This is a genomic window from Pedobacter sp. 10L46_2, from assembly GCF_056395165.1.
Window position 1 is genome coordinate 1 of sequence record NZ_JBFTIZ010000094.1, and the last position, 13,092, is coordinate 13,092.

A 13,092-nucleotide genomic window follows, 5' to 3' on the forward strand; every position below is an offset into this window, starting at 1 on the left:
CAACAACTTGACCTTTCCATAAGGAACTTCTCCGGTTAAACCTAGATTACCAATAAAAGCACGATTTATACCTACTGCTTTCATTGCCTTTAGATCGTTTATAACTCCTTGTTTAGAGATATTGTCTGAAATCCAATACCAATACACACTGGTCTGTATTGAATCCGGAGGTACTATAAACCCACTCTCAACTTTAGTGAAAGCAATGTTTTTGTTAGTACTTGAACAAGCGGAAATTATTAAAATTAATACCGGTATCACAAAGTGGGCAAAGTGCTCCCATACAGTACCCTTAAAAGATCTGATGTTTGAATTCATAAATGGTTTCATTTGGTTGTACCAATACTATTAATTATTTTAATAATCAGCAACCTGTACTATACTGCTCTTATTGTAACTTTTAGGATGCTGTTAATCAAGCCACCCCGGGTTTTGCCAATTCTGTCCGGTAAGGTTAATCATCTTATCCACTTCAGCCTGGTCTATTGGGTACAACAAATACTTATTGGACCAGGCATTTCTGTTGGCAAATTTGAAACGGCTAAAAGTAAGGTTTGAGCCTTCTTTAGTAATCCTCATCCCGGTAACAAATTTATCTGTCTGATCAAGGATTTTCCATCTTCTGACATCAAAGAAACGATGGCCTTCAAAAGCAAACTCTATTCGTCTTTCATTACGATACTTTTTTTCGAATGCTTCTTTTGACATCCCGGCTGGAAACGCAGGMATTCCAGCTCTGGCACGTACAGCACTAACTGCCTCGCGGGCACTCACGGTAAGCGTTCCAGAGGACACCGCAGCATCAGGCCCCGCTGACTGGTACGCAGATTCTGCAAAGTTCAGATAGAGTTCGGCCAAACGGAAGATCCTAATAGAACCATCTGCATCATTGCTAATTCCCGATTTGTAATTGTTGAACTTACGAAGGTAATATCCTGTTCTGGTGCGCGTTCTTTCCGTTCCTGAAATCCCTTCAAGACCGCCCACAAAGGTTTCCACTTTTTTACCGTTAGGATCATTCAGATTCCTTACGGCACCATTATAGTATATCGAAGCATAGAATCTGGGATCGCGACCAATGTATGGGTTCCCCGGATCATAACCGGATGCCGGATTTACTGTTGCCACAAGGTTATCCGTTCCTGAATATCCAATTATTGGAGCTTCTCCATTTGCCATTTCGTAACTATCTACCAGATCCTGGGTTGGACTCGGGCCAGTTTTTTCCATTCCTGGATTTGTTGGCATACCAGCCAGTTTCCATATTTGCAACTTACCGCCTCCATGAAAAATCGTTTCTTTATCCGTAGACCTTTGATCGTTGGAACCAATCAGATTGTAATACGCATATGCATTTTGAGCAACATCAGCTGCCGGAATCTGGGTAAAAAGCTTATAATCGTTTGCAAGGCATTGAGCAAGCGCCTCTATGTTTATGCTTGTAGCATCGGCCCATGAGTAAGTTCCATCGGCCCATAAAGGACTTGCGGCATAAGTAACTGACTCTGATTTGATGGCATATGCAATTGCCCTGGTCATGATACCATATTGGTTATCGTAAATATCCCATGAAAAGCCATCACGTCCAGCTGGATAGGATAAAGCTTTATCACAATCTGCAAGAATGAATTTCACAACCTCCGAAAAAGTGGCTTTCTTATCCTTAGAGTAATCATAGTCTACACCTAAAGGTTTATCTATAAGCGGCACTCCTCCATATCGTTTTATCAATTGCAAATAATAAAGTGCACGTAAAGTATGTGCCTGAGCTGTCCACGCGCCTTTCTCTGCTTCAGTTGCAAATACTGTTGCTGTTTTGATATTTTCTATAAACACATTGCATTTACGGATTCCCTCGTACAACTTACCCCATGGACTACCATCCGCAGAATACTGGGCATATGAACTGGAAGTTATTGATCCACCATACCAGGCAGCATATCTGGAACTCACAACATTGTCATCTGCATCCTGAGATTCGTCTCCAAAAGATGCTCTATCGGTATTAGGGGCCGGACAATATCCATAACATGAATTCAGATACCCTCTGGTTCTGTTATAGTCGCTGAATACCTGTTCCATAGTTATCCTACCATCTGAAGGCAAATCCAATTGTTTGTTACATGAAAACAGAACGCCGGCTGTAATTATAATTATAAATTTTTTATACTTTCTCATCGCAATAATTTGTTAAAAAACAACATTTACACCTATGTTAAATACCCTGTAGACCGGGAAAGAAGTATAACCCCCACCTTCAGGACCAAAATCTTTCGACTTCATTTTATCCCAGGTGATTAGATTCTGTCCGCTAAGTAAGAACTTGATTTTTTCTGCCGAGATGGCTTTAGACAGACGGCCAGGCAGGGTGTACGAAAGCTCTACATTTTTAAGGCGTAAATACGATCTGTTATACTTATAATAATCGTTTATTTCCTGACTGGAGGACTTAACTGTCGACAATGCAGGGGCTGTTATTGCTTCACCGTTTTGGTAGCGTTCCGGCGTCCATGCATTTTTGTGCAAGGAACCATATATTCCATCAAAATCTGCTTCCCAAACACCCTGCCCAACAATTACCGAAGAGTACTGACCAATTCCTTGTAATAAGAAACTCAGATCGAAGGATTTATAGGCAACACCTCCCGATATTCCATATGTAAACCTTGGAAGTGCTCCGGTACCTATTGGAGCCTTATCAGCCTCATTTATAATACCATCATCATTTAGATCCTGATATTTAAGATCCCCTAAACGTGGATTACCAACTTTGTACTCAATTTTGTTACCATCAAGTTCTTGCTGAGTATTAAAAAATCCATTGCCGTTACTATAATCAACCAGGTATCCAAATGTTTGGCCATAAGAATAGCCCTCCTCCTGCTTTCTATAAATGTAATCGTCGTTTCTCAGTGGCTCATTTGTATTAATCACTTTATTTTTCGAATAACCAATTAAACCTCCCAACGATATTTTCACATCCTGATTTAAAGCCTTGGTATAATTGGCGGTTATTTCGTAGCCCTTGTTTTCAAAAATACCTGTGTTTGTTTTAGGATAATTATTTAAAGGTATACCCTGATACAAAGGAATAGCTGATAGCGCACTAACTACCATATTATTCATGCGCTCTTTAAACACATCTACAGTAAAAGATAGGGAATTAAATAATCCCAGATCTAACCCATAGTTTTGTTTTGTAGATATTTCAGCCTGTATATGAGGATTTCCAACGGTCCTCTCATCTATAATATACTGAAGGGAACCAATTGGTCCTCCTCCTCTAACGGTTACCTCATCGAGGTAGGCGAACCGGTTTAAGCCACTTTGGTCGTTTGCTGTTTTACCATAAGAAGCCCTTAATTTAAGGTTGCTTAGCCAGGCTGCATCCTTCATAAAATCTTCGTTCGACACTTCCCAGGCTGCAGAAATTGCCGGAGTAAAGGTATAACGGTCGCTGCGCGCATATTGCTCAGAACCCGAATAACCAACATCAAACTTAATATGGTACCGGTTATCGAAGCTGTAGGTTGCTTCTGCGCCCGAGCTTAGGCGGTTATAAGGCAATAATCCCGGGGAACCTGTATCTGCCTTTGTCAGATTTTGGAAGAACATATAGGCCATACCTCCTACATGATGCTTACCGAAATCCCGGCTGTAATTAAGCGCTCCATTGTAGGTTAGGTGATAATAGTATGAACTTCCCTTGCCATATTTCAAAGGTGTATTGTTCTGGTCACCTTTTCTATTGAACAGGAGTTCTTCGGGTTTGGTATTATCTCTTGTCCAGCGTTCATAATCCTGAGTAGTACTTAAACTGCCAACGGCATTAGTCTGATAAGCAACTACACCTGTTAAATTTAAGCCTTTTGTAAGGAACCCCATGTCCAGATCAAGCCCAAACTGCGAGGTGATATTGGTCACTGTATGTCTTACATACCCAGATCGGTTTAACATCCCAAAGGTTGGCGAGCCCACATTACTCGTTGTAATTACCTGACCATTCGGAGTTAACGGACCATACACAGTTGGAGGAATCTGAAAAAGGCTGCCATATATTGTTGAATTTCCGGAACCAGGGGTTCGTTCTCTTTTAATATTACCACTTAAGCGGATAAATGCTTTAAGGTACCGGTTTAGGCTCATATCAACATTACTGCGATAGTTAACCCAAACGTTGTTTGCATTAGAATTGTATTTATCCTGATCTGTAATAAACTGTCCTCCCTGATGCATAAAGTTCACATTGGAATAGAATTGTACTTTTTCGTTTCCGCCGGTAACGTTAAGACTTGCACGCTGCATGGCTGCGTAGTCCTTAAAATACCTATCATACCAATTGTTATTGGGATAAAGGTCGTTCCCGCCTGAACGAAAGTTTTCAATCTGCTGATCGCTAAATAACTTTTCCTTTTTATCATTAACCAATGCCTGATTTCTCATCGATGCGTAATCGGCAGCACTGTAAAACGTTGGTGTGGTTGTTACCTGCTGTATGGATTGATCGAAAGTTGTTTTTATTTGGACATTGCCTTTTATCCCGCGTTTGGTAGTAATCACGATTAATCCATTTGCACCCTGAATACCATAAAGCGCTTGGGTAGATGCGTCTTTTAACACAGTAACAGATTCGATTTCATTTGCACTGATGTACTCGAGCGTCTGATTGCTGTTATAAGCACATATAATTCCATCAATAATTACGAGTGGTCCGTTGCCCCTTGCAGCAGATAGCCCTCTGACATAAATATTGGTAGTTGCTCTTGATAGCTCTGAGTACGTTTCTTGTGTCACTAAGCCTGCAAAACGACCAGCAAAACTTTGGGTAAGATTTGCTACAGGAGATTTTTCCAGCTCTTCGCCTGTAACTGTTGCTACCGATCCGGAAACCTCATGTCGCAGCTGTGAGGTATACCCCAGTTGAACTACATCGTCTTTTTTATGTATATCTGGTTTTAACTCAACATCAATCTGAGCTTTCCCATTGATAGCTATTTTTTGTGTAGAATAACCAGCATAGGAAAATATCAGTGGGCTATTCACATCCAGTATTATGGCGTACTCACCATTTGCATTTGTTGATGTTCCTGTTTCTCCATCCCGGGAGCTTATTGTTACGCCAGCAAGCGGTCTTCCAAATTCATCCTTCACTATGCCTTTCACTGGGACCGATACCTCCTGTGCGCTGACACTTGTTCCTATGGAAAACAAGAGTGCCAGCAGCAATGTTATTTTGATCATTAATTTATGTATCATCTGATTTGTCATTGAGGTCTATTAAAAACTATTATTACCAACCGTTACTTTGCCACTTAACTCCTGTAATTGACTGCAGGCGGTTTGCCTCATCAAGCGGTATAGGTACCCAAAGGAATTTATTGGTAAAATTCTTGCGTTCATTGGTGCGGACAGGTCTTCGGTTATAGGTAAAGGTTCCGTCGGGGTTTCTGGTAATTTCCATCCCTGTTACCCACTGATCGGTTTTAGAAAGGTCGCCGGTTGGCAGCGTCCATCTGCGAACGTCGAAATACCTGTTTTCTTCCATAGCCAGCTCTACCCTACGCTCATTCCTGACCCTGAGTATCAACTGTTCTTTAGATAGATTCGAAGGTATTTCTGGCATCCCCGCCCTGGCCCGTATTTCGTTAACAGCTGTAGTTGCTTCAGGTAATTTACCTGCTTCAGCAGCTGCCTCTGCAAAGTTTAAGATGACTTCTCCAAGACGGAACATTTTCCAATTTGCACCGCCCACAGGATTATCATTACCCGAGTTTGGATGCAGGAATTTCCTTTCGAAGTAGCCTGTACGGGTTGCCTTTCTGGTAGAAGCATGAATACCGGTTTGCGGTTCACCGACATAAGTTGCAATAATCCTTGTTCTATTACCCATTGGTGCAGGATAATTTTCAATAGATTCAGGCACTTCCGCAAAATTCCAGAATGCTTTTCTTTTCGATCCATTGTAGTAGATGGAAGCATAAAAACGTGGATCTCTGTTTGCATATGGGTTTTTAGGATCATAGGTTTTATTTTCAGGATTGTAGTTTGGCTGCTGGTGCTTATCATCAAGATATGGATTTGCAAGATTTAGAATTGGCTTCCCATCAATGGTCTCATATGCATCTACAAGCTCCTGCGTTGGGCAGGTTCCTGATTTGTATCCATCCTGTGCACCAATGCCATCAATATTCCAGATATTACCTTGCCCATCGCGACTTTGATATATTGTTTCATGATCTACGCTGGATRCATAACCCATTGTCTGAGTGAAATATTCATTATAGATGGCCGTTTTTTCATTCTTGTTTGGCCCGAGGTATGCAACATCTGAAAGATAAGTTTGTGGATAGTTTACCTTATTATAAAGCTCAAAGCCGTTTTTTCTTAAATTTTCTAATGATGTTTTGTTGACTTGATAAGCCTCTTCCCAATAATTTTTGCCTTCATTATATAATGGGCTCGCAGCAAAGAGGATCATTTTTGATTTTATGGCCTCTGCCATTGCTTTGTTTACACGGCCAGCTTCCTGATCTGAGTTAATTCTCCATTGCAATTCATTTGTGCCAAGTGCAACATCACAATCTTCCATGATAAACTTAACTACATCATAATAAGTCTCTCTTTTTACTTTGGAAAAGTCACCTGAAAAATCATATGGTTCACGTTCTATAGGTAGCGAAGGGCCAAACCATTTTAGTAGTTCTGAGTAATAGTAAGCCCTTAAAAGATGTGCTTCAGCTTTCCAGCGTTTTCTATCTGATTCATTGCCCACCGTTGCATTATCTATGCGGCTTATAAATATGGTACAGTTGCGGATAGCGCTCCAATAGTTTGCCCAATAATTTCCATTTCCACTATCCCCACTTACATTGGTTATGGGATGATTACCGGCAGACGCATTGCCATTGTACATTCGGCCACTCATAAGTCCCGACTCTGCTTCCGCATCCGTATCCCAGGATTCGTCGCTCCAGTTAACGGGGCCTCTTTGCCAAAAAAAGTATCTGGTCCCTTTTACGGGCATGTTTGCATAACAGGTATTTAAAAAAGCTTTCACCTTTTCGTTATCAGCAAAGACTTCCTCCATAGTGATCTTGCCATCGGGTGCTGTATCCAAAGCTTTCTTACACGCAGCAAGGAAAAACATGGAGAGCGCGATTAATAAAACTATATATTTCGTTTTCATAACTTCTTGTATTGGGGATTAGAAAGTAACATTTAAGCCAAAGTTTGCCATTTTGGTTACAGGGTATCCGAGAGGATCATTGTTCTCAGGATCCAAATGGCCCATTTTTAAATGATCCCAGGTATAAAGATTTTGTCCGCTTACGTAAACCCTTAATCTTTGAACTCCAATTTTATTAAGGATTCCCAGGGGAAGTGTGTAGGCTAATTCCACATTTCTAAGACGAATAAATGAACGGTCCATAATGAAGAAATCATTGGCCGTGTGATTCGTATTGTTCAATGTGCTTAATGCCGGATAAGTAATCTTCTCGCCGTTCGCATATCGCTCCGGAGTCCATGCATTTTTATGATAATCGAAATAAGTACCCAGTTTTATAGTTTCATAAACTCCCTGATCAGAATAATTATTGGAGTACTTGCTTACACCTTGCAGGAATGCTGTAAATTCAAATCCTTTATAATTAAGGCCCAATGTAAAACCGTAAGTAACCCTGGGTATGGTGCTATAGCCAATGGCCATCTGATCCTTATCATTAACCACTCCATCGCCATTAGCATCTACATACTTAAAATCGCCTACTCTTGGCGTACCGAAGCCATAAGTGGTATGCGCAAGATAATTGTCAAGTTCTTCTTTTGAATTGAAATACCCATTTCCGTTGCTGTAATCTATTTTGTATCCAAGGGTTTGACCAATTGAGTACCCTGTAGATCTATATTTTGTTGCGTAAGATTCATCACGGATCTGTTCATCTATAAATTTAACTACGTTATGGTTATATCCATAATTTCCCTTAACCATTAAAGAAAGGTCCTTTGCGAGTGATTTATTATAGGTTAGCTCAATTTCATATCCTTTATTATCGACCAATCCCATATTTACTCTTGGAATAAAATTTAAGGGTACGCCTTGAAATTCAGGCACAGTGTTACGCTCGATCAGAATGTTGCTTCTTTTCTCAACAAAATAATCGAAGGAACCACTTAAATCCTTAAATAATTGTAGGTCTATACCATAGTTTTGTTTTACAGCGACCTCCCAGGTTAGATTTGGATTAGCCAGAAGAGCCTGATTTATTCCACCTCCAAGGCTGCCAAGTGGGCCACCGCCAACTGTGATGTTACTTTGATAAAGAAACCTGTAACCGCCCATTTGATCGTTACCTACTTTGCCATAAGATGCACGTAATTTTAGACTGGTAATTGTCTTATTATTTTTTAGGAATTGCTCATTACTTAGAATCCATCCAATTGAAGCCGCTGGGAAAAAGCCAAAGCGTTTGTTTGGCGCAAACTGTTCAGAACCATTATATCCCATGTTAAATTCTGCCAGATAGCGATTGTCATAAGCATACGTGGCCCTGGCTGCTATACCTAATACGTTAAAAGGAATATCACCACCCGGGGTTTCCCAATAATCGCGTTGACCAAGGATCATTGCACCAACCTCATGCTTTTCAGCAAATGTTCGGGCATAATTAACCGAGGCCTGCATATTGATATTATAACGGGAATCTGCTCCCTTAGTTAATGAAAGCAATTCTTCATCGGGACGTTTAACCGCATAACTTAACTGATTAGTTTCCGGGTTAACTTCGGCAAGATAAAGACGCTCGCTTTTCTTGCCTTGGGTAGCGGTAGTTGATTTAGAATCATAAGAGATCATCCCTTTAACACTTAGCCCTTTGGTAACGAAACTACTTAAATCCCAATCGAGCCCTAAAGTGGAATTCAGGTTAGATCTAACTTCGTTACGATATCCAAATCTGTTCATAATTTCAAAGGCAGAACGGTCTAAGTATCCCGGATCTACTATTTGACCTGGCGCTATTCCAAAACCACCTATGGTTGTTGGTCCCGGCGTAATCGGCAAAATGGTTTGGGCCTGATACAATAAATCTCTCATCATCCAATTTGTATCACCTCCGCCATATAGCCATGCTGAAGGCATATTAATCTGTTCTATATAACTACCTATATTTAAAAATGACTTTAGTGAGTTCGTGACTTTATAATCCAGATTGGCCCTAAAATTAAACCTATCCATTTTTGCGGAAGGATCATAACCCAATACCGATTTAGGCTCAGTTTTAAGGTTACCCCCTTGATTAAGATATGCAGCGTTTACAAAGTAGGATACTCTTTCTGTTCCCCCGCTTGCACTGGTATTAATTCTTGTTTGCGGTGAATAACGGGATATAAACTCACGATAATAATCATGATCCGGATACATGTATTTTCGAACTGCCGCTTTTTGTGCATAGTCGGGATCATTTGGATCTAAGCCTGCCAAAGGATTTAGGTATTTATCCATGGTTTCCTGACTAAAAGGAAGTGGCGATATGTTGTCGTTTTTAGAAGCTTCATTTCTTAGCTTCATATAGTCTATAGAGTGCAGCCTTTCTGGTTCCCGAGTAAATGATGAATAACTCTGATCTAAATTGACAGATAATTCGGGCTTACCTTCCGTACCTCGTTTGGTGGTAATAAGGATAACCCCATTTGCTCCTCTAACACCAAATACTGCCGTTGCTGATGCATCTTTCAATACGGAAATAGTTGCGACCTCGCTAGCGTCAATGGTCCGTATGTTATCACGGGGAACTCCATCAATTAGAATAAGAGGGCTTTTAGTATTAGTTGTTGCGGCGCCACGCAGATACATAGTTGCATCGTCACGTCCCGGTTGGCCACCCCCAGACTGAATGGATGTTAAGCCCGACAATTTACCCGCCAATGCATTAGCAAGACTTGCAGAAGAATTTTGTTTAAGTTCTCTGGAGGAGACCGAAGAAACTGCCCCTGTTACCGAAATTTTCTTCTGTTGACCATATCCTACTACAACCACTTCGTCCAATTTCTCATCGGAATTTACCAGAGTTACATTAATTGCTGATTTTCCGTTTACAGCTATTTTCTTTTGAATATATCCTATGTATGCAAATACCAATATGGCATTTGACGGCGCTTTAATAGTGTAAGTCCCGTTTTCATTTGTCTGGGTACCCACCTTAGATCCCTGAACCGTAACAGTGACCCCGGGTAAGGGACCAAGATCCAGTGAATCCAATACCTTTCCGGAGACAGTGATCTGTTCCTGTGAGAAAGCATTAAGTGAACTACATATTGCCAGCAATAGCAAAGGAGTCCAATAGAGCTTTGAGAATAGTCGTTTTTTCCTCATAATGAGCATTTTTGAAATGTTTGATTTGGATTTATTAGGTTAGGTTTCAGGTGTGCTTTGTTGGTGTCAATCTTCTTTATATGGATAATTAAATCTTCCCGAGGGTGCAACATCTCCATTGATCAGGAAATCAATAATATCACCATCAGTCTGCATGTTATCAGACCATTTAAATTCAAAATTTAATGCGTTTTTTAAGGTTAGGAATGTTCTCGGAATACGGATTTCAAGCTGATTACCGATGTAGTTTAGATCGACTTGCGCTACCTGTTTCCAATTCCATCCCTTTGTGGATTTTTCCAAAAAAGCCTTTTGGTCTGGAGATTTTCTATTCACTACAAAGTCATATCCCTCCCATCCTGTTTTTTTATCCCTATCAATATCTATAAACAGGCGCATCCATGCAGGATCTTTGTGATTGGTAAGCTTATCTGCTGTTTCTACATAGAAATAGACATACTTGTTATCTCTTGCTACTTTGGCTTTTACAATGTCATTTCGCCCAGTCGTATTTGTATAATGTGTACCTGCAAAGCCATCAGCATCGCGATGGATGGTATTTCCCTTATGCGCCAGAAATTCCGGCCTAACGTTAAGCCATTCATCGAATTTCCCATCCATGCCGATCGTTTTTGCTGCAGAGGCTTTTTCAGGAGCAGGCATCCCTTTAAAGCGGCGGATGTTAGCGATTAACTGGTAATAGTAATTATCCTGATGACCACCTTTCATAGGCTCTATATCTCTACTGTGTTCTGTATCAAACTGATCGGGAAAGGCATTTGGCTGATCCTGCCAGGTTTCATATCTACCGGCTATCCATTCGTTCCAGCCGGTAACAAATACCAGTTCAACGTTTTGCTTTAAAGCATAGTCCCATTGTTCCTGAAAATTCAGCCCGTATTGATGAGCGCCCTTATTTGTATTTTGCCCATTTTTGTTAGTGTAACTTCTTCCAAATGCACCTTTCGCGTTCATTGGATTTAAACCATTTTCCTTGGTCCAGTTTTGAGATGTGCCAACCGTCATTTGTTCAAAGCTTCCATCATCATTTTTTACGAAGCCATGCTGAGGATATATCTCCAGCCATCCCCAATGATCTTTACGTTCAGGCCCTTTGTTGTAAACCGGTTGTCCCGGACGAAAAGTAAAAAAGTGCTTAATCTCGGGATCAATATTATCCGGGTAAGCCATAATTAAGGGTTTACCTTTCCATTGAAACCACAAGTCTTTATAAAGGCCTGGTTTGTATAGGTCGTTATAAACCTGACTAATGGCACTTTTGGTATCTTTTGATGCCCCAAAGCCCATCATAAAAGCGATCTGAGGGGTACGGATACCATTTTTTCTAGCCTCTGAAAACACTTCACACAATGCCATATACGCAGGCTTCCACACCAGATCTCCATTGGTACAATCAAACATAATCATATCAACACCTGCATCAGCCAGCATTTCGGCATGCTTCCAAAGCACCCATTTGTCCGTATTTACGTAATAACCAAACAGCGGTTCATTCCAGAAATTCATGATGTTTTGTGGCCATGCCGGATGCTTGTAATCGTAAAGCGCGTCGGGATGTTTCTGTAAAAAGGCAGTCGTATTATTTGGTTTCAGCTTGGCTTGAGCATAATGCCATGTCCAATAGAACAGGCCAATAAATTTGTCGCTTTTCTCTTTGCCTACTTCATTAAATGTGGGTAGTTTTCTGCCCAAAGCATCTGTGGCTGGCAATGTTGCAGTATAATTGGTTAGTGGCTTCTGTGAAAAAACATTTGTTACAGTGGCACACAGCACCAATAAAAGACCAGCAGAGGATCTGATATTAAAGCTCATAATAAATCTATATTTGGTTAGGCACAATCGTTTTCGAGGGAAAACTATTGGTTGCTATTTCAATAATATTAATAGTTTCATCGAGCAGCAACCTGTACTATACTGACTGGCATCCTGCACCTACAGGCTCTTAAATATTAAATTATGAGTACAAATACATGCTAAATCCTATTAGGAAGAGAATAATTATTTATAAAAGAATTTCTTTTTTTAGATAATTATACCGGTAATGCCGATTATATAACTACGACATTGATGGGCATAAAAAAACGAGTGTCCATATGATAAGGACACTCGTTTTAATAGTTTAAGGAAAATGCTTTTAATTAATTATATCCTGCATTTTGAGTTAATACTCCTTTTGAAAGATCCACTTCCTTTTGCGGAACAGGCATCAGATAAAATCTATCATTCCATGTTCTTTCCTGAGCCTGAGTATTTTTAATATTATTTATAGTTTTCATTACCTGAGGGGCAATTTTCCAACGACGAATATCCATATATCGTTGTCCCTCTAAGGCAAGCTCTACCCTACGTTCATTACGAATTACTTCTCTAAGCGCATCTTTTCCTGCATACTTTACTCTATCAACAACAGGCATTCCTGAACGCGTTCTAACTGCGTCTAAGGCATCATAAACTGTAGCATCAGGTCCGCTTAATTCATTTTTAGCTTCTGCGTAGGTCAACAATACCTCAGCATAACGGATTAAAATTATATTGGCATGGTTGTCTACCTGTTGACGATAGATTGCAGGGTCAACCAGTTTACGAAAATTATATCCTGTTAAGGACATATTGGAAGCGCCCTGAACCCAATTAAATKTATAATCGTCTTCAACCGCATTCCAAGGTGAGTTTTCAAACAGAATTGTAGCATAAAAACG

General features: G+C 40.3%; 7 protein-coding genes. All 7 read right to left on the reverse strand.

The window, feature by feature from the left end; translation table 11 throughout:
• On the reverse strand, window positions 1–318 hold a 318-nt coding region (locus AC1DDX_RS12295; RefSeq protein WP_477622094.1), incomplete at its 3' end, for a glycosyl hydrolase.
• A 93-nt stretch (window positions 319–411) separates the two neighbouring features.
• Complete coding sequence (locus AC1DDX_RS12300) at window positions 412–2,178, reverse strand: RagB/SusD family nutrient uptake outer membrane protein (RefSeq protein ID WP_477622095.1); 1,767 nt, start codon at window positions 2,176–2,178, stop codon at window positions 412–414.
• A 12-nt stretch (window positions 2,179–2,190) separates the two neighbouring features.
• Window positions 2,191–5,241 carry a SusC/RagA family TonB-linked outer membrane protein gene (locus AC1DDX_RS12305; RefSeq protein WP_288879545.1) on the reverse strand — a complete coding sequence of 1,017 codons (3,051 nt, stop codon included), beginning with the start codon at window positions 5,239–5,241 and terminating at the stop codon, window positions 2,191–2,193.
• Between the two features lie 49 nt (window positions 5,242–5,290).
• Window positions 5,291–7,186, reverse strand: coding sequence for a RagB/SusD family nutrient uptake outer membrane protein (locus AC1DDX_RS12310; RefSeq protein ID WP_477622096.1), 1,896 nt, complete (start codon window positions 7,184–7,186; stop codon window positions 5,291–5,293).
• 18 nt (window positions 7,187–7,204) lie between these two features.
• A complete protein-coding gene (locus tag AC1DDX_RS12315) occupies window positions 7,205–10,372 on the reverse strand; it encodes a SusC/RagA family TonB-linked outer membrane protein (RefSeq protein WP_337715903.1) in 3,168 nt (1,055 codons plus the stop codon).
• Between the two features lie 66 nt (window positions 10,373–10,438).
• A complete protein-coding gene (locus AC1DDX_RS12320; protein ID WP_288879542.1) occupies window positions 10,439–12,205 on the reverse strand; it encodes a hypothetical protein in 1,767 nt (588 codons plus the stop codon).
• Between the two features lie 326 nt (window positions 12,206–12,531).
• A partial coding sequence (locus AC1DDX_RS12325; RefSeq protein ID WP_477622097.1) for a RagB/SusD family nutrient uptake outer membrane protein occupies window positions 12,532–13,092 on the reverse strand: 561 nt, incomplete at its 5' end.